Genomic DNA, 21,991 nt, shown 5'->3' with positions numbered 1-21,991 from the left:
CGGTCGACAATATCAAGCGTCAATCGGCCCCGGGCGGGCTTTTTAGTCCGCCTTTTCTGCATGATTCAAAATAACTATTAGAATAAGTATAAAGAATGCGCTGGCTTAGCGCCCGGTGCAGATTTATCGAAATGGGCAACTTTATTAATGACTGATAAGAAGTTACTAGATCGTTTGGCTAGCCTGTCGCCTGAGCAACGTGAGGCACTTCTGAAACAGCTCCAGAAAAAGAAAAGTCAGGGAGCTGAGCCGAGAAAGGACGCCATCCAACGTTATGCCCGCGATACTAATCGCTTGGCAATGTCTTACGCGCAACAACGCTTGTGGTTTATCGACCAGTTACAGTCTGGCAGTGCGAGCTATAATATTTCCGCCGCCTTGCGTCTCACCGGTCCGCTGGATGTTGAAGCGTTGCGAATGAGCTTTGACGAAATCGTGCTTCGGCACGAGGTGTTGCGTACCATATTTGTCACTGACGACGGGCAGGGTCGCCAGGTCATTAATGAGCATCAACGATGGGAATTACCCACCATAAGCCTGGATACCCTGTCCTCCCGGGAGCAGGAAGAAGTCATCAATACCCGTTACAAAGGGGATTCGCTTACCTCTTTTGACTTGATTAACGGCCCTTTGCTGCGAACCCGATTAATCCGCCTAAGCAATATTGAGCACGTGATTATCGTGACCATGCACCACATCATTTCGGATGGTTGGTCCATGGGCGTCTTTATTCGTGAAATGGCGCTGTTATACGACGCATTCAGGCAGGATAAAGCCTCGCCGCTGAAGCCTTTACCAATCCAGTATGCTGACTACTCCTTGTGGCAGCGAGAGTGGCTTTCAGGTGAGCGTCTGGAGCGCCAGCTTAGCTACTGGAAGACACGCCTGGATGGGGTCACTGTGCTCGAATTGCCAACGGATTTTGCGCGGCCGCCGGTGCATACATTCAAAGGCAACAACATCCACTTTAGCCTTGACCCAAGGCTGACCCAGCAATTGAACGAATTGTCGAAAAAACAAGGCGTGACCTTGTTTATGACGCTGTTTGCGACTTTGCAAACGTTGCTGCATCGTTACTCTGGCCAGGACGACATTTGCATTGGCACACCGATAGCAGGACGGGTGCGTCCGGAAGTCGAGAGTTTGATCGGTTGTTTTGTTAATACCTTGGCAATACGCAGCGACCTCCAGGGCAACCCCTCATTTCTGACTTTACTCAAACAAGTTCAGCAAAACCTGACCGGCGCCTATGATCATCAGGACATACCTTTTGAACGCCTGGTTGATGAACTCGGTATGGCACGGGAGATGAGCCATACCCCTTTGTTCCAGGTAATGTTTGTACTGCAAAATGCAACAGCGGGCAGCGCAATGTCGCTGCCGGAGTTAGACATTGAAGTGATGCCGGCGCAATCGGAGACCGCCAAATTCGACATCACGATTAACCTACGTGAAGAAAAAGGCTGCATAAAAGGCGATTGGGAATATCGTACTGATTTGTTTTCAGAACACACTATTCAGCGGATGTCGGCGCATTTCCAGAATTTACTTGCGGTGTTTATGAATGACCCAACAACCCGGGTAGACGACGCCGAATATTTGCTAGCGCAGGAAAAGCAGCAGTTATTGTATGACTGGAATGCCACCGGCAGCGACTACGAGCGCGAATCCGATGTGCTGGATCTGTTTGCTCATATAGTTAGTCAGAACAAAGACAAAATTGCAGTGCAAAAAGGGGACGAGCGGGTTACCTATTTGCAACTGGATTCGATGAGTAACCATATCGCGCTGGCGTTACAGGAAAAGCAGGTGTTGTCTGGCCAGCGAGTGGGTGTGTGTGCGGATCGCAGTATCGAAACCATCGCTGCGATACTCGGTATCCTCAAAGCAGGCGCAGCTTATGTTCCGTTAGATCCGGCATACCCGGTGGAACGGCTGCAATATATGATTGAAGACAGCCAGGCCAGCGTGATCGTGGCTCATCGTCATTTGGCGGACAGCTTGCCCTCAGCCGAGAACTCGATTTTATTGCTGGACGGGTTCCGCACCACAGTGGAACCGATATCGGGTCTGGATCTTCGGGTTGGCCCGAAAGCGTCGGCCTATGTCATGTACACCTCGGGCTCAACCGGCAAGCCCAAAGGCATCGATGTAGTGCACCGTAATATCGTTCGTCTGGTTCGTAAAACGAATTTTATGAAACTGGATGCCACTACCTGCTTTCTGCAATATGCGCCTATTTCGTTTGATGCCGCTACCCTTGAAATCTGGGGCCCGTTGTTGAATGGGGGCCGTATTGCTGTCGCACCGCCCGGCAATTTGAACGCAGAAGAATACGGCAGTGTTGTTAAGCAAAATGCGGTTAATACCGCGTGGCTGACTGCGGCATTATTCCACTATTTTGTGGAGTATCATCTGGATATTTTCAAACCGTTGAAACAGTTGTTAGCGGGTGGTGATGTATTGTCACCTAAGCTGGTGCGCAACGTGCTGGACGAGTATCCGCATTTAACCCTGATAAATGGTTACGGCCCGACCGAAAATACCACATTCACCTGCTGTTATCCGATGCAAAAAGTGGGTCAGGTGCGTGCAACGGTACCGATCGGCAAGCCGGTAGCGAACACCAAAGTCTTTGTTCTGGACAAAAATCGAAAACCGGTTGCAGTGGGCATTCCCGGTGAGCTTTATACCAGTGGTGACGGTGTCGCGAACGGGTATCTCAACCGTGATGAACTGACTACCGACGTATTTGTGCCTAACCCTTTCCAGTCTGACGATGACCCGGTGTTGTATAAAACCGGAGACCTGGTTCGTTATTACGCTGATGGCAATTTGGAATATCTGGGGCGGATAGACCAACAGGTAAAAATCCGCGGATTCAGGATAGAACTGAGTGAAGTAGAAGACGCCGTTAGCAAGATTAATACGATTCGCGAAGTGGCGGTCATTGCCCGGGAAGACGTGCCGCGCGTAAAACGACTGGTCGCTTACTACGTTCCTGTGAAAGGCGTGCAGCCGACCAGTGTCGAACTGCGATCCGAATTGAAGCAATCATTGCCGGAATATATGATTCCGTCGGTGTTTGTGGGTATGGAAACTTTGCCGATGACGGCCAACGGCAAGCTCGACAGACGAGCCCTGCCGAAACCGGAAACGGACAACGACAGTGCATTGCAGCGGGTGCCACCGCGAACCGAAAAAGAAATCATTCTTGCCGACATCTGGGCACAGGTTCTGAATCTGGAAGAAATCGGAATCCGGGATAACTTTTTTGAAATGGGTGGTGATTCCATCCTCAGTATCCAGATCATTAGTCGGGCGAAGCTGGCCGGACTGCATCTGACCACAAAACAGGTTTTCGAAAACCAAACAATTGAAGAGCTGGCCCTGGTTGCCAGCGAAGCAGAATCGCCGATATTGGCGGAGCAGGGCGAAGTGACAGGGGAAGCTGTATTGTCACCAATACAGCAATGGTTCTTTGATCATCAGTTCGTCAATGAGCAGCATTGGAATCAGTCCGTACTGCTGAATATCAAAGCTGACAGTGAAGTGTTGTTTCAGCACTTATCGTCTGCATTAACCGCGTTGGTCGCACAACACGATGCTTTACGCTTGCGCTTCACCAAAAAGGATCATGTCACGGTTCAAACCTTTACAGATTGTGCAAAATCGGACGATAACGGCAACTTCCGTGTGAGCGAGTTTGATCTAAGTCACGTACCAGCAGACCAGTTGTCGGCGCAGATTACCGACTATTGCAATCAAGTGCAGGCGAGCCTGGATTTGCAATCCGGTCCACTGTTGGCGGCCGCCCTGATCAAACTTCCCAATCAGGAATTCAGGTTGCTGTTGGTGCTGCATCATCTGGTGGTGGATGGGGTTTCATGGCGCATATTGCTGGAAGATTTCAATCTGGCGCTGGATCAGTTGCATGCTCGTAAAGAGGTTGCCCTGGGCTATAAAACTACGTCTTACAAGCAATGGGTTGAAGCTCTTAGAGACAGCGTTGAGTTGGGTCATCTGAATGGCGAATTCGATTATTGGTGCGAAATTACCGGTCAGGATAAGCCCAAGCTGCCTTTCGACGCGGAAAGTCTGGATACTGTACCTCGGGATTCTGCCGAGCCGAATATCAGCACCCACAGCATCTGGTTGAGCGAATCATTCACACAATCGTTATTGCGTGATGTAAACCGGGCCTACCGAACAGAAATCAACGATATTCTTTTGACTGCCTTGTCTCGAACGGTTTCGGATTGGAGCGGAAACGTAGATACACTGCTTGATCTTGAGGGCCACGGGCGTGAAATATTTTCAGAGAAAATTGATCTTAGCCGCACAGTAGGGTGGTTTACATCGGTCTATCCGGTGCGCTTACGCTATGAGAATGGCCGTTCAATTCAAGATAATCTGCGCTCGGTCAAGGAACAGTTACGGCATATTCCGGGCCGCGGTTTTGGTTTTGGTGCGCTGCGTTATCTGGGCACTGAGGTGCAACAGCAAGCACTCGCCGACGCGCCGAAAGCCGATATCGTGTTTAATTATCTGGGTCAGTTCAATTCCCTACTTGAAGGCAGTCAGCGATTTACCCTGGCCTCGGAACAGCGCGGCCGTGAACATAGTCCGCTAAGTGAAGATCCGCATCCACTGAGTATTAACAGTCACATAGTGGGTGACAAGCTGCAAATTGATTGGATCTACAGCGCCGAGTTTTCCGCAGAAACGATAACAAAGCTGGCTCGTCAGTATGTGGCAGCACTCGAGCAGATTATTGATCATTGCACTCAGCCCGGCGTGTTTGGTTATACGCCGTCTGACTTTCCGCTAGCCAGACTGGATCAGTCCCAGTTAGATCGTTTGTTGGGCGTGGAGCGGAATATCGAATCAATGTATCCGTTGTCACCGATGCAGGAAGGCATGCTGTTCCACAGCTTGTTTGACAATGATCATGGTGTCTATTTCGAGCAGCTCAGTGTCGAGGTGTTAGGGAGTGCTGATCGGGAATTGCTAAAAAAGGCCTGGGTTCGGGTAGTCAATCGGCATCCGGCTTTGCGCAGTTCGTTTGTGTGGCAGGAAATCGATCGTCCCTTGCAGATTGTTTATAACCAGGTTGAGATGGAAATTTCAGAAGTGGACTGGCGTCACATCGATACTTCCCTGGAATCGGCCCGGCTCGATGCCTGGCTTGAAAAAGATCGCCAACGGGGATTTGATTTTGAAAAACCGGGATTGATGCGTTTGGCCTGGCTGGAGTTACCGGGTAATCGTTCCCGTTTGATCTGGAGCTTTCACCATATCGTATTGGATGGCTGGTCTTTACCGCTGGTAATGGGGGAAGTGTTCCAAACTTATGGCATGCTGGTGAAAGGTGAAGATCCTGTGCTACCGCCAGCGGGATCTTACGGTGAATTTATCTCTTATCTGGAGCAGGTCGATAAAGGCGATGCCCTGCAATTCTGGAAATTATATTTAAGTGAGTTCGAAGCCGCTACGCCGCTACCGAATAAGAAAGCGGTGGTTGGAAGTACCGAGAAAATATTCCTGGAACAGGTGCTGAAACTCAGTGAAAACTTCAGTGGCCGATTGCAGCAATTCGCGCGCGATCAGCATGTGACCCTTAACACGGTAATTCAGGCTGCGTGGGGCGTTCTGTTAGCCCGTTACAGCAGCGAAAACGACGTGGTCTTTGGTACCACAGTATCCGGGCGGCCTACTGATTTACCCAACGTTGAAAATATCGTGGGGTTGTTTATCAATACCTTGCCACTGCGTATCAGTCTGGACGACGACACCACTATTGCGCCGTTACTGCAGCGCATGCAGGAAGATCAGGTCGATTTGCGCCGGTTCGAGTTTACACCGTTGGTGGATATTCACCGTTACTCAGAAGTGCCGGGTGATCAGAGCCTGTTTGAGAGTATTCTGGTATTTGAAAACTATCCGGTGGGTGACGCCGTACATCAAGCCGACGAGCTGATTAATTTCGGGCATATCACAACCATCGAACACACCAATTTCCCCATTACGTTGATAGTTGAGCCTGCTGACCAACTGGCAATTAAATTATCTTACGATTCCGGGTTGTTTGATTACCCGGTAATCGCGCGGATACTGGAACATCTGCGAACGCTGTTGCACAGCATGTTGTCGCAACCAGATGTACCCTTGCTGAAAGTGCCTATGCTCAGTGAAGATGAGCGTAATAACGTATTGCGTAAATGGAATCCTGCTCCGGCCAACTATCCGCGAAACTTGTGCATACATCAGATTTTTGAGCGCCATGTAAAAGCCCATCCGGATAGAGTGGCAATGATCGCCGGAGACGAGCAGCTGACCTATGAACAGTTGAACGCCAAAGCCAATCAGTTAGCCCGTTACTTGCTTGAAGTCGGGGTTAATGATGGCGATTTTGTTGCCATTGCATTGCAGCGCTCGGTCGACATGATTATTTGTATTCTGGCGACATTGAAGGTGGGTGCCGCCTACGTACCGGTTGATCCCGATTATCCGGAAGAACGCATTGGCTTTATGCTGTCTGATACGCAATCACCATTGGTTATTTGCAGGAAAAAGCAGGCCGATCGTCTGGCAACCATTGTTGAGCACCTGGAACAGGACGTGCAAATACTGGTGCTGGAAGATGAGCAGCCGCGGATAGGTGAAAAATCAAAAGAAAACCCGCTTACCCATTTTACTACCAACAGTAAGCGATATGCCTATGTGATTTACACTTCCGGTTCTACCGGTAAGCCCAAAGGCGTGTTAGTACACCAGTTAAGTGTCATTCGTCTGGTGCTGGATTCAAACTACTTTACTCTGGCCAATAGCGACCGTGTCTGCCATACATCCAACGTTTCTTTCGATGCCGCGATCTATGATGTATGGGCCCCGTTATTGAATGGGGCCGGGATGGTGTTGTTTACGAAAGAGCAATTATTGAATCCGGAGCTTTTTTATGAAGAAGTTAACCGCACCGGCGCCAACGTCAGCTTTATCACAACAGCGCTGCTCAATATGTACGTTGCTACAGAACCGAAAATTTTCGCTAATTTTAAGTATGTTTTTACGGGCGGCGAGGCACATGATCCGAACGTGATCCGCAAGATATTGAGTCAACATAAACCCCAGCATTTTTTCAACGTATATGGCCCGACAGAAAATACGACCTTTTCCACCTTTTATGAACTGACCCAGTTACCGGAAAACGTCACCAATGTGCCTATTGGTCGCAGTATATCCGGCTCTACATGCTATGTACTGGATCGGAATCTGCAGCCGGTGCCAGTGGGTGTTCAAGGTGAAATCTATGTGGGTGGGGATGGTGTCGCAGTCGGCTATCTGAATGATCCTGAGCGCACGGCCAACAGTTTCCTGCCAGACCCTTTTTCAGGCAACACCAATCAGCGCTTGTACAAAACCGGAGATATCGCTCGTTACAATGAAGATGGGTATATTGAAATCCTGGGTCGCGCCGACGACCAAGTGAAAATCAGGGGCTTCCGTATAGAGTTGAGCGAAGTAGAAGCCAATTTAACTCGGATTGATGGCGTAACCGATGCCATCGTTGTTGTCAAAGACGACAACAGTAACCAGAAGCGTTTGGTCGCGTATATCAAAACCAATGCCGATTTGGATGCCACCCGGGTGCGGCAGCACGCTCCGGACTATCTGCCAAAGCATATGATTCCCGCTTCGTTTGTGGTACTGGAACAATTCCCGCTGACCTCCAACGGCAAAGTAGATAAACGTGCCTTGCCCGAGCCGGTATTCGAAAACAAAACGAGTTATCAGTATGTAGCCCCCAGAACCGATAACGAAATCAAATTGGTCGATATTTGGGAACAGGTATTAAAAGCCGATACGGTAGGGATTCACGATAACTTTTTCGAGTTGGGTGGGGATTCCATCCTAAGCATTCAGATTATCAGTCGCGCCAAACGCGCAGGGCTGCACTTAACGGCCAAACAAATATTCGACTTTCAAACCATTGCCGAGCTGGCTGATGTTGCACGCGAAGTTCAAGATCTCATTATTGCTGAACAAGGGCTTGTGGAAGGGGACGTTCCGTTAACACCGATCCAGCATTGGTATTTCGAAAGCCAACCAGTCGATCCCCATCACTTCAATCAGTCTTTACTTTTGCAAGTTGATAGCAAGGTTTCACTCGAACACTTAACAGGTAGCCTTGAAGCTGTGCTGTTACATCACGATGCTCTGCGCCTCCGTTTTAAACATGGGGTGAATGGTTGGCAGCAGTCATTCGGTTATGTTGAACATTCCGGCAAGTTGATCAATGACGTGTTTGAAGTGGTGAATCTGTCCGGCTTGCCGCAGAATTTACGTTCTGAACAGATTGAGCACCTTTCTGATAAAGCACAGCGGGAACTGAATCTATCATCCGGTCCGCCAGTGAAAGCGGTTTATTTTGATCTGGGTGATCAGGATCCTGCGCGGTTACTTCTGGTTATTAACCACCTTGCTGTCGATGTGTTTTCCTGGCGCATATTGCTGGAAGACTTGCAAACTGGGCTAGCTCAGACCATGCGAGGTGCACGGATTGATTTTGGCGCTAAAACGACGTCTTATCAGCAGTGGTCTAACAGGTTAATGGAGTTTGCTAACAGCCGGGATATAGAAGCCGACGCCGCATTCTGGAGCCACCATTCTGCGACTTTTGAATCCAATTCGTTGCCCACGGATAAGTCCGGTGCCAATACGGTGGCCTCTGTCGCAATAGAGAAGTGCGTTCTTGACAAGCCGCTGACACAAAAATTGTTAAAGGAAAGCGGCAGAGCTTATCGAACGGAAATAAACGATTTATTACTGACTGCTCTGCAGCGCACGTTCAGCCAATGGTCCGCTGCTGAACGCGTGCTGGTGGATTTGGAAGGGCATGGCCGTGAGCATATCAGCGATAATATCGATGTATCCCGAACCGTGGGCTGGTTTACTACGGTGTTCCCGGTTGTATTAACAGGTGATAGTAATATTGATCTGGGCAACAATATTTGTTCTGTCAAAGAGTATCTGCGCCAAATCCCGCGAAAGGGTATGACTTATGGTGTGTTGAGGTATCTTAATGACGTTCATTCGGCAGCGAACCCGGTTAAATCTGAAATCAGTTTTAATTACCTGGGGCAGTTGGATCAGGTTTTGCCTGCGGACGCATTATTGGCAGTAGCTGCAGAGAGCAGCGGCAGTGAATTATCCCCCCATGCTACGCGGAGTTATTTGTTTGAAGTTAGCGCCAGTGTTCAGAACGATGAGCTGGTCTTTAACTGGCGTTACAGCAGTAACCTGCATGAAGCCAGCACTGTGCATATGTTGGCGCAAACCTGCCTGCAGGAATTGCAACAGATCATAGAGCATTGTTCCGGCGGCGAATACAGTGGTTATACCCCCTCTGATTTTCCGCTGCTGGAACTGTCGCAGCCGCAAATCAATGAATTATTGCCTTCAAGCGGGGTGGAAACTGTCCTGCCGCTATCACCGACACAAGAAGGGATGTTGTTTCACGCACTCTACGAACCGGGTTCCTGGGTTTACTTCGACCAAATTATTGTGCCCATCAGTGGCGATGTTAACGAATCCGCGTTATTCGACGCGTGGCGCAAAGTGGTTGCGCGGCATCAGATTTTACGGGCAGGGTTTATTTGGGAGGGCGTGAGTAAACCCATCCAGGTAATAATGGAACAAGTTGAACTGGATATTCACCGCTACGACTGGAGTCGGTTTAGCCAACAGGAGGCAAACGAAAAAGTTGACCGGTTGTTGATTGATGATCGTAATATGGGTTTCAACTTCCGTCGACCCAATGTGATGCGGCTAAGCTGGATTGTTTTGCCGGAAGGTAATTTTAAACTGGTATGGAGCTTCCATCACATACTACTGGACGGCTGGTCGATGCCTGTGGTGTTTGGTGAATTGTTTACCATTTATGAGGATCTGGTTAAGCAGCGTGAAACTCAGTTACATCAACCTGCCCGGTACCAGGATTTTATAGCCTGGATCAGCCGGCAGGATAACGATAAAGCCGGACAGTTCTGGCACAAATACTTGTCCGGATTCACTGCCACAACACCAATTGCGGTGAAGAACTCTTTCGCGGTTGCCCAACACAATGCGGATAATCCGGCAACGGAGGGGCAGTATCAGGAACAGTCAGTGATGATTTCCGGCCGTTTGCTTGAAGGTTTGCAAAGTCTGGCCAAGCAACATCGGTTAACACTCAATAATATTATGCAAGGTGTCTGGGCAATCTTGTTGCGCCGCTATAGCGGAGAATCCGATGTTTTGTTCGGCACCACGGTGTCAGGCCGCCCGGCTGAGCTACAGGGTATTGAATCCATGGTGGGTCTTTTCATTAACACCTTGCCGATGCGAATGCGAGTGGCTGATGATCAATCGTTTATCGATTGGCTGCAGGAGGAGCAGGTTCAGCAATCTGAGATCAAAAACTATGAATACAGCTCGCTGGTTGAAATACAAAAGCAGAGCGAGCTGACGGCAAAACAAGCTCTGTTTGAATCGATCCTGGTTTTTGAGAATTACCCAATTGACGAATCCCTGGAGGAGACCCAGGCTTCGTTGAGCGTGGGATCCGTCGGTGCATTCCAGCAAACCAACTTCCCCCTGACAATCATATTTATTCCTGGAAAAGAGATGGAGTTACGTGTCTCTTACGATGGCTATCTATTTGAAGCGGACACCATCGGCCGCATGATGGGACATGTCGAACGACTGTTGCAATGTATTGAAGCGGAACCGGACATTCAAATAGGGCAGTTACCCTTGATCACCGAGGCGGAGCAACAGCAGCTGGTTTATGATTGGAACCGAACTGAACGTGTTTTTGCTTTTGAACGCACTGTGTCGGAACATTTTGAAGCTCATGTGCAGGCGCGTCCGGATATGATGGCCTGCGAATTCGGAGATAAAAAGGTCACCTATGAAAAGCTGAATCGGCGCGTGAATCGTTTGGCCCATCAGTTACTGGATGATGGTATCCAGCGAGGCGATCTAGTTGCTGTGTGTCTCGATCGCTCGATGGAAATGATTGAGGCGATACTGGCGGTATTGAAAGTGGGGGCGGCTTATGTACCTATCGACACTTCCTATCCGGATGACCGTGTTGAATACATGCTGGCAGAAACCCAGGCGCCCATCTTTATCGTGGCAGAGAAATTTCTCGATCATTACGACTACGTAAAACAACGAACGTTGTCGCGGCTGATTGGAATGCAGGCATTAAAAGAAAATGCCCGTATACAATCCACGGAAAATCTTAATATACGTTGTGAGAATGGCAGCCAGGCCACAGCCTGTATTATTTTTACTTCGGGCACCACAGGTAAACCAAAAGGCGTTTGTATACCCCAGATAGGTTTGAGTCGGCTGGTCTTGAATCCGAATTACATGGATCTGAGCCCGGGCCACCGTATGGCGCACGCCGCCAACGTATCCTTCGATGCAGCATCCTTTGAGATCTGGGGCGCTTTGCTAAACGGCGGTACCCTCATCGGAATTGACAAAAATACCGCGCTTGATGCCGACGCGCTGGATCGCACCATTACCGAGAAACGCATTGACGTGCTATTCCTGACCACCGCTTTGTTTAACGCTCTATCGAAACAGAAGCCGGATCTCTACCGGAATCTGCAATATTGCGTATTCGGAGCGGAGGTTTGCGATCCAGGTCAAGTGCGTCAGGTGTTGATGGAAGGCAATCGTCCGCAACATCTATTGCATGCGTACGGCCCTTGCGAAAACTCAACCTATTCCACCTGTTACGAGGTGACATCGGTGTTACCGGATGCGGTTACCATTCCCATAGGGCCTGCCATTGCTAACAGCACAGCTTATGTGTTGGACAACGCATTAAGACCAACGCCCATAGGGGTTCCCGGCGAAATTTACGTAGGTGGATTGGGCTTGGCGCTGGGATACCTAAACCGTCCTGAATTAACCAAAAAGGTGTTTATCGACAGTCCCTTCGTGGAGGGGCAGCGTTTATATAAAACCGGTGATTTGGGACGTGTGATGCCAGGGGGTAACCTCGAAATTATGGGGCGGGCTGACGATCAGGTTAAAATTCGTGGTTACCGGATTGAACTTGGTGAAATCGAAACTGCGATCAACAGGATTTCGGATGTTCGTCAGGCTTGTGTAACGGTACGGACGCTGGATACGGGTACTAAACAATTAATTGCCTATTGTGAACTCCAACCGCAACACCAAAACCAGGACCGGGTACAGTTTAAATCTCGTTTAAAGCAGCATTTACCAGATTATATGGTACCGGCTGGTTTGGTCTTTTTGGAAAAACTGCCGTTAACTCCCAATGGTAAAGTCGATAAGAAGGCGTTGCCCGAACCCGGCGTGGACGATTTCGTCAGCACTGATTATGTGGGTGCACGCAACGAAATCGAGCAGGTGTTGGTGGATATCTGGCAGGAAGTGTTGAGTGTTGAGCGCGTGGGAATCTACGATGACTTTTTTGACCTGGGCGGACACTCACTTTTAATTAATAAAGTAGCAGGGCGTTTGAAGCAGAATATCGGTATAGAGTTACCTTTACGAACGCTGTTTGAAGTACCAACAATCGCAGCACTCAGTGAAATATTGCAGTCACTGAGTATTGATAATAACGACGATACGCTGGATTCGTTGGATGACGATGAATTTGAGGAAGGTTCTTTATGATCGTGTACGAGCTGATGGCCAAGCTTGGCGCTGCTGGCATCAAACTTTGGGTTGAAGAGGGTCAGCTCAAATTCAAGGCACCAAAAGGTGCGCTTACCCCGGACCTGAAAGCAGAGTTGGTAGCAAATAAACAGGCCGTAGTGGAGTTTTTATCCCAGACCAAATTGGAAACCGAGTCCGGTCAAGAAGTGATTCCGGCAGTGGGGCGTGAAGTTCCCATACCTCTTTCGCATGCGCAACAGCGATTGTGGTTTATCGAACAACTCAATCCAGGGAGTAGTACCTTTCACATTCCCGCTGCCTTGTTTCTGACAGGCATTCTGGATTACCGCGCACTCGAACAGGCTTTCGTAGAATTGCTTCAACGTCACGAAGCACTCAGAACGGTCTTTATTGCGGAGGATGATCAGACTTATCAAACCGTTAAACCGGTCGATGGCTTCATTATTCCTATGGATGATTTGACCGCGCTGCCAGAGGCAGAGAAAGACGGTCGCACCAAGGCCAAGGTTGAAACTGAAGTAAGAAAAAGCTTTAACCTGGAAACGGGCCCGTTAATTCGTGCGCATTTATACAAGCTGGATGACAATCGCCATGGATTGGTGGTGACGATGCACCATATCGTGACAGATGGTTGGTCCATGGCCATCTTCGTACGGGAAATAGCAGCGCTTTATGCTGCCCAGCGAATGGGCCTGAAAGCGCCTTTGCCCCCATTACAAATCCAGTATCCGGATTTTGCCCATTGGCAGCGCCAGTGGTTACAGGGTGAGGAATTGGATCGCCAATTATCATTCTGGCGTAAAACACTTGCCAATTCGCCATCACAAACCACCGTTCCGTTCGATCGACCCAGGCCGCCATTGCAAACCCTGAACGGTTCCACGGTAAACGTAGAACTCGACGCTGATCTGACTGAAAAATTAAAACGGTTGGCGCGAACATTCGATACCACGTTATATGTCATCCTGATGGCAGCCTATAAAATCGTGTTGGCGAAATGGTCCAAGCAAAGTGATCTTTGCATCGGCATGCCGGTAGCGGGACGAAACCGTTCGGAAGTGGAAGGTTTGATCGGTTTTTTCGTGAACACGCTGGTGATTCGAACTCAATTGCGGCCCTCAACCCAGCTCAAAGATTTTATAGCGTATGTAAAAGAGCAGATTCTTTCTGCACAGGCGCACCAGGATCTACCGTTTGAGGCTATTGTGGACGATCTCAATGTGCCGCGGAATCTGAGCTTTTCTCCGGTATATCAGGTTGCATTATCGCTCACCAGTGGAGACGGGACAGCCAAGAAAGCAGTGATGGGTGGGCTGGAAATCGCGCCTATGTCCATTGAGCTGGTCGCTGCGCGGCTGGATCTGACGATGATGCTGGTGGATCAGGGCGATACCATCGAAGGTATGGCGGAATTCAATACCGATTTATATAACATGGAAACAATAGCGCTTTTTGTTCAGCATTTTGAAGCGCTATTAAAGCAAATGTCAGTCAGTACAGATGAACTTTACTCTACTTTGCAGCTGGAAAGCCTGGAATCCATAAAGCGCCAGATTCCGGCGGCAGTGGATGCCGAAGCGATTTTGCCACTGATTCCAATGCAGCGGGATTTTTGCCTGGACAGTTTGCGTAATCCAGAAACCCGTCGCAACAGTATCGGCTATAGTGTGCGGTTGCCTTTTGCTGTCGATGAAGCAAAGTGGCAACGGGCGTTGGAGCAAGTCGCTGAAGCAAACCCGATGCTGCGGTCCAAGCTGATAACGTGCGATTTACCGGGTATGGACAGTCTTTACAATATTATTGTTGCCGGTAACTCCGTTAACTTTGAGGTGTTGGATTGGCGTACGAAACAACTGAGTGATGATGCTTTAGAAGCCGCTATCAACGAACTCGCGCTACCTGCGTGGGATATGGATTCGGATGCTCTGTGTCGCTACTACCTCATTCGAAGTTCCGAGGCGGAGTATTGGGCTGTTGCCAGCTCCCATCATTCCATTTCAGACGGGGTGAGTAAATACTATCATTTCACGCAAACCCTCAGTGCCTACGAAGGTAAAAAATTAAACAGGAGCACAAACAAGCTTATTTCAAAATGGGTGAAAGAGCGTATCGGACAGAATGACAACGACGATACCCTCGCTTTTTGGCAACAGCAGTTCGCCAATGTGGAGCCCGTTGCCACCCGTGTCACAGACCCCGGTCCGGCTCAATTCCAGTTTTGGAATTTGGACTCAGAGCAACGGGATCAGCTTGCGGATTGGTGCGAGCAGAATAAAGTAAGCGTTACTAACTACTTAAGAACCTTATATACATTAGCGTTACAATGTTGTTATTTCGACTCTGAAGAGTTTGTTTTAATCGATGCATTCGCTGGCCGGGACAGCTCGACCGAAGTGCACCAACTTGATCAGTCTGCCGGCTGCTTCTTCCAGTTCTTGCCCCATATTCAACATGCTGTTAGTGATGACGAGATGTTGTTTACTGATTTGCTTGAATCGAACCGTCAATGGAAAAAATCGGTAGGCAAGCACCAATTTATCTCGATGATGGCACGGCGCCGGTTTTACGATGGCAATGCGTTGGAGTTCCAGTTCAATTACCGATTACCGAAAGTAACCGCTCCGATCGAATTCCAGGGTCACTCGGTCAGTTTAAAACCGATTCAGCCGGATAATGAAGGGGTTGTTAAATTACTGGTTACATCGAACGATTTATCGATGGCACTGCGTCTAAGTTACCGCCAACAGGAATTTCCCGGTTTTCAGTTGCTGGACAGGATGCAACGGGTCCATCAGCAGATCATGGGCGGCGAATTGCGTTTGACGCAATTGGATTGGGTGTCGTCGGCGGAGCAGAAACACCAATTTAACGCTTTATCCGGACCGCAAACCGAACTTCCCGCAACCATTCCAGAGCTGTTTAATATCGCACTTGAACGTTACCGGGAAAAACCCGCTGTGATTTATGGCGTGGGAGACAATACTGTCACGTTAACTTATGCAGAGCTGGATCAGCAAAGTAACCAGGTTGCGTTTTGGTTAGCAGAGCAGGGCATCAGTAACCAGGATCGTGTTGCGTTTTGTCTGGGCAGGCGTCCTGAGCTACCAGTGGTACTTCTCGGCATAATTAAATCCGGTGCTGCCTATATTCCAATCGATGCCAATTACCCACAAGATCGAATCCGCTATATCGTGGAGGATGCCGAGGCTGCCGTTCTAATTTGCGATTATTCGCTTTCCGATGAGCTCGCCGGCGCAAGTCGTACGCGTGTCGTTACGGTAGATCATGTACTGGATGCGCCACTGTCGGGTAACTGCAGCCGGTTACCGCAACAGAGCGCCGGGGATACGCTTTATTATGTCTATACTTCAGGTTCAACCGGGCGTCCCAAGGGTGCAGGTGTTTTGCATCGGGGTGAAAGTAATCTGATTTCCTGGTATTCACAATTGTTAGACGTGAGTAGTGATGATCGGATTTTGCTGATGTCTTCCGTCGGTTTCGATCTGACCCAAAAAAACCTGATGCTTGGTTTTAGCTCCGGTGCAGCTTTGGTCATTCCTGATTTTGATGAATATGAGCCGGAACGATACGCGGCATTGATTCAGCTGCACCGTGTTTCCATTCTGAATTGCGCTCCTTCGGCCCTATATCCTTTAATCGATACTTCTTTAGCCGAATACCCTTATCCTTCTTTGCGCCACGCGATTCTTGGTGGTGAACCCATTCGCCTGAATGCGTTAGATCAATGGATTAACCACAGCGGTTCCCGTGTCACCCTAACCAATAGTTACGGGCCTACGGAATGCAGCGATGTGGTCTCCAGTTATAGTGCCTCTCATATTGATGAGGGTGCCTTTCCTGATGGAATGCCGATCGGTAAACCGATTCCCAATACGCACTTGTATATTGTTGATAAGCAGGGTCGCCTGATGCCCGATGGCGCCGTCGGGGAGCTGCGGATTGCCGGAGTCGGTGTGGGCACCGGCTATTGGCAGCGGCAAGATTTAAATCAGGCGGTATTTTCGCAATGTCCCTTTTATGACGGACGCTGGTATGCTTCCGGTGATCTTTGCCGGTTGGCAGGATCAGGTGTTCTTCAGTACGTCGGACGCAAGGATTTTCAGGTTAAGCTGCGTGGACTGCGTATCGAGCCGGATGAAGTCAATAGCCTTCTGAAATCGAATGTGGACGTCAGTGACTCGCTGACCCTGGTGCTCAACGACCAGTTGGTTAGCTATGTTGTGGCGCCGCGCAATCTGGACGTTCACAGCCTGAAAGAATCATTACGCGACCGGTTGCCGGAGTTCATGGTACCGGCTGCCTTGATGCAAGTGGACGAATGGCCATTAACGCCCAATGGAAAAGTGGATCGTAAAGCCCTGCCACCGCCTTCGGCTTACGCGGGCGTCGATTTTGTCGCTCCCCGTAATGACAGTGAAACCCTGGTTGCGGATATCTGGTGTCAGGTATTGAAGTTGCCGAGTATGAGTATCAAGGCGAATTTCTTTGAGTCGGGTGGTCATTCGTTACTGGCGACCCAGGTCGTTTCCCGAGTCCGCAAAGCCCTGGGCGTCGATCTTTCTGTACGGGCCTTGTTTGAAGCGCCCACTATCGAGAAGCTGGTACAACATATCAACATAGCGGCAGCTTCCGGAGATCTGGATAAGGCTCCTCCGTTAGCCCCCATGGATCCACCCAATCGCGACACTTTGTCGTTTGCGCAATACCGGTTGTGGTTTGTTGATCAGCTTAACCAGGGCAGCAGTGAATATAATCTGCCTTCTGCATTACGGGTGCAGGGTAATCTGGATTTGTCCGTGCTGGACCGGGTGTTCGCCGAAATAGTCGCGCGTCACGAAGTATTACGAACCAACTTTGCAGGGGAGGATGGGACGCCCCGTTTAATCCTTCGTGAGCAGGTTCAATGGGCAACGCCAGTGGTTGATCTCACCCACTTACAGGGAGAGGCGCTGCAGGCCGAGATTACGTTCCAGGTGGATCAGGATGCTGCACGTGTATACAGCCTGGAAAAGGATATTCTGTTCAGCACCAAAATACTCAAATTGGGTGTTGATGATCATGTTCTGTTATTGAACATGCACCATATTGTATCCGATGGTTGGTCTTTGGGTGTTCTGGTTTCAGAAATCAAGGCCTGCTACAGCGCGTTTGTTCAGGGCCAGTCATCGCCTTTACCAGCGCTCGCCATTCAATATTCCGATTTTGCTGTTTGGCAGCGTAATTGGTTGCAGGGCGATGCTCTGGAAAAGCTGAAAGACTACTGGAAAATGGCGTTAGCCGGTGCTCCGGATGTTTTACGTCTACCGACAGATAAACCCAGGCCCAAGTATCAGACTTTTAATGGTGCACATTACCCTGTTGAGCTGGGGAGTGAATTATCAGCTCAGCTAAACCGTTTCTGCGACCGTAACGACCTGACTCCCTTTATGGTGTTGATGGGGGCCTACCAGATTTTGCTTTCACGTTACGCCAATCAGTCTGATATTTGTGTGGGCATTCCCATTGCCGGACGCAATCGCGCGGAACTGGAGGGGTTAATTGGCTTCTTCATTAACGGTTTGGTTATTCGTACCCGGTTGGGTGGCAACCCATCGGTTCTGGAATATCTGAAACAAGTGAAAGAAGTATCTTTGGGTGCGTATGCTCACCAGGACATGCCGGCAGACTTGTTGCTGGATGCGTTGAAAATGGACCGCAATGCCGACACCTCACCTGGAGCGCAGGTTGGTTTTGCTCTGCAAAATGTCAGTCAGGAGGCGTTTAGTAGTGGTGATGAAGGTGGCTTTAGCGCGTTGACTATTGATGCGGTGCCCCGGGAGCACAAAACCGCGAAATACGAGTTATCGTTGATTTTGCAGGAATCGGAAAACGGCTTTGCCGGTGTTGCCGAATACAATACGGATTTGTTCGTAGAGAGCTCGGTTTCACGCATGATGGGGCACTTTAACCGAATCCTGCTGCAGATGATGCAGGATGTCGATCTGATGATCGACCGCATCGAAATGGTTGATCCGGAAGAGCTGTATCCGCTCCTGGTCGTGGACCGTGATCAGGCAGAATTGCGTCCGCTTTCACCAATGCAACGGGATATGTACCTGGATTCTCTGATTGATCCATCCACGTTAAAAAATAGTTTGGGTTACCACTTTATAACGGACGGTGAATTTGACTGTGAGCAATGGATACAGGCGGCCCAGCTGGTTGTGGATAGTCAACCACTGCTAAGAAGCCGGATTCTGCGTTCAGACTTGCCATTCACGGATGTGGCTTATCTGCAAGTTCAGCGCAGCAAGAAAATTGATGTACAGGTTGAGGACTGGTCCGACCGCATTACCAGCGACGTTGAGGCGGCGGAATTTGCTAAGAAATTAATCTGGAAGCCATACGATATTGAGGGCGAACTGTCGGAGTATTTTGTATTCAAACTGAATGGCGGACGTCATTTGATTGTTTTCCGAATGAACCATATCGTTCTGGATGGTGCGGGTATGGCTGTGCATTTGCTGGAGTCTATCCGCGCCACCGAAGCCATTAGCGGTCATGTTGAATACGTTCCAGCTCCGGATGTTTTTGATCAGTATGTGAAAGACAGTACATTGCGCACTGACAGTACCCAGGTTATCGATTTTTGGCAGCAACAAGGAAGTCATACAGAAGCACTGGATTTTGCTTTGGCAGGTCGGCAGGAACAGGCAGGCGATTCACCACAACGAATCGAGAAAAACCTGCGGTTGGACGGGGCACATTGGCAGTCGATTCAACAGTTCTGTCGTGACGCGAGAATCACACCATCCCTCTATTTTAAAGCGCTATACGGCTTGCTAATCAACACCTACTGTCGTGCCGAAGATGATTTCATCGTATCCGAGATTGTGGGTAATCGTGTTGGGACTCATAAGCGTACCTTTGGTAATTATTTCCAGGTATTACCGGTTATTTTCCCTAAAGAATTGTTCACCAAAGAAAGTGATTTACAGTCTTTGTTTTCCCATATAAGGCAATACCGTAAAACACTGCGCAGCAACGCCCATGTTTCGTTAATGGCGCAACGTAAAACGTTGCCCCAGGGGCGGCTTAACTTTATGTTCAATTATTATAACTTTATCCCCAAGGTTTCGCTGTTTAACACTCCGCTGAAACTGAAAGCCTACCCGCAATTGCAGGATGGTCCGGTGCAGTTTGTAGTGCACGAACAGGACGGTTGTACCGACCTGAATCTGATTTACCTGTCCGATCTGTTCGATGACCTGAATTTTCTGCAACGGATGGAGTCGCTGAGTCAGCAGATTCTAAGTGGAGGTGCTCAGGAACAGGGCAGCAGGCCCATAGGTAGCCTTGATTTTCTGTTGCGCCGCGATGTGCAACCGGAACAAGCCATCAATCGCTATGCGGAAGCAACCACTGTTGCTGAAAGCAGCACCATAGTCACGGCTATCGAAGCCCGCGCTGCCGCGATGCCATCCGCTATCGCTGTTAAATTTGGTGATGAAGAACTCACCTATGCGGATCTGAAACAACGTACGGATGCCTTGGCGGGTTGGCTTACCAGTCAGCGCATTAACGGCAACGGCGGTCATGTTAACAGGCAAGAGAAACGGGTTGCTATCTGCTTGGATCGCTGCATCGATATGTTGGTGGCAGTGATCGGCACCCTGAAATCCGGCGCAGCCTATGTACCGATGGATTCTGATTATCCTGCCGACCGGCTCAGCTATATTCTTCAAGATTCCGCAGCATCCGTTTTAATCACCCAGGATTGTGTTCTTAAACGAATTGAGCAGAAGGGTGGCGATCTGGCGTCCCGGAATGTGTTACGCATGGACGTTGATACTGAATGGCTAGATTCCCCACCGGACTTTACGTTACCGACGCCTGATGATGTGGTTTATATTGTTTATACCTCAGGTTCAACCGGTAAACCAAAGGGGGCGCAGGTAACGCATGGCGGTGAGGTCAACCTGCAGGATTGGTATTTGTCCGTATTGCAGCTAAATAGCAGTGACAAGGTGTTGCTGAGCAGTTCCTTCGGATTTGACCTTACCCAGAAAAATCTGTTTGCCCCGTTGCTGGTCGGTGCAACCCTGGTGATACCGAAAATGGATCACTACGATGTCGAGGTGCTGACCAACACAATCGAGCGTGAAAAGATTAGCGTGGTTAACTGCGCCCCCAGCGCTTTCTATCCTTTGGTTGAGGGCAACGAGCACGGCCTTTCAAGCCTGCGTTACCTGGTGCTGGGAGGCGAACCAATACGCTTGCCTGCACTTTCGGACTGGCTGAAAAACGCAGCCTGTAAGCTCATTAACAGTTACGGTCCAACCGAATGTACAGACGTAGTGGCATTTCATGAATTCGAACCGGAGTCAGCAACGGATGCGCTGCCCATTGGCAAAGCGATCGCTAATACGGAGCTTTACGTGGTCGATCATGCTGATCATCGTTTGCCGGCAGGAATGGTTGGCGAACTTTGCATAGGCGGGCAGGGCGTCGGATTAGGTTATCTTAATCTGGCTCAGCTTACCGAGTCTGTGTTTGGACCCAATCCTTATGCACCGGGTAACTGGTACCGGACCGGCGATCTGGTCCGGCTGCTGGAGGACGGTAATCTGGAGTATATCGGGCGCAAAGATTTTCAGGTTAAATTGCGCGGGTTGCGCATTGAATTGGGCGAGGTTGAAGCTGCGCTCAAACAGGTATCCGGAATAAATGACAGTCTGATTTTGGTGAGAAACGATCAGCTGGTGGCCTATGTTTTAACGGAACAGGCCTTGGATACCGGCAAAGTCAAGCAGCAGCTTCGCAGCACGCTGCCGGAATACATGATTCCCGCTGTGTTAGTGTCTCTGCAAGATTGGCCCCTGACCTCGAACGGCAAAGTGGATCGCAACGCTTTGCCGGATCCTGAAGAAACAGGACGACCGGAATACGTAGCACCACGCAATGAGACCGAAGAAAAGCTGGCACTTATCTGGTCGGAGTTATTGGGTGTGGAAGGGATCGGCATCCACGATAACTTCTTTGATCTGGGTGGGCATTCCTTATTGGCAGCGCGCGCTGTATCGAAGTTCCGTCAGGCGTTCGGGGTGGATATTCAACTGCGTGCGTTATTCGAGATGCACACGATCGCTGATATCGCGCAATACCTTGATACCCTGGTGTGGGCGTCGCAGTCAGCTGAACAACCCGCGGCTGAAGAAGGTGCAGCTCCCCGTGACGAGGGTTTCTTGTAAAACAGGTGATTTATATCGTGTGGCAGGTTGTC

At 49.5% G+C, this 21,991-nt stretch carries 2 protein-coding genes; both read left to right on the top strand.

Going from position 1 to position 21,991, the window contains the following annotated elements:
• Positions 1-147: 147 nt before the first annotated feature.
• On the top strand, positions 148-12,705 hold the full coding sequence (locus FT643_RS10405; protein ID WP_156871328.1) for a non-ribosomal peptide synthetase: 12,558 nt from the start codon (positions 148-150) through the stop codon (positions 12,703-12,705).
• Positions 12,702-21,959 (top strand): non-ribosomal peptide synthetase, encoded by a 9,258-nt coding sequence (locus FT643_RS10400; RefSeq protein WP_156871327.1) that lies wholly within the window; start codon positions 12,702-12,704, stop codon positions 21,957-21,959. Before FT643_RS10405 ends, FT643_RS10400 begins: the two co-directional genes overlap by 4 nt.
• The last annotated feature ends 32 nt before the right edge of the window (positions 21,960-21,991 follow it).

This window comes from Ketobacter sp. MCCC 1A13808 (assembly GCF_009746715.1).
Taxonomy (GTDB): domain Bacteria; phylum Pseudomonadota; class Gammaproteobacteria; order Pseudomonadales; family Ketobacteraceae; genus Ketobacter.
This window is presented reverse-complemented; position numbering and strand designations above follow the sequence as displayed.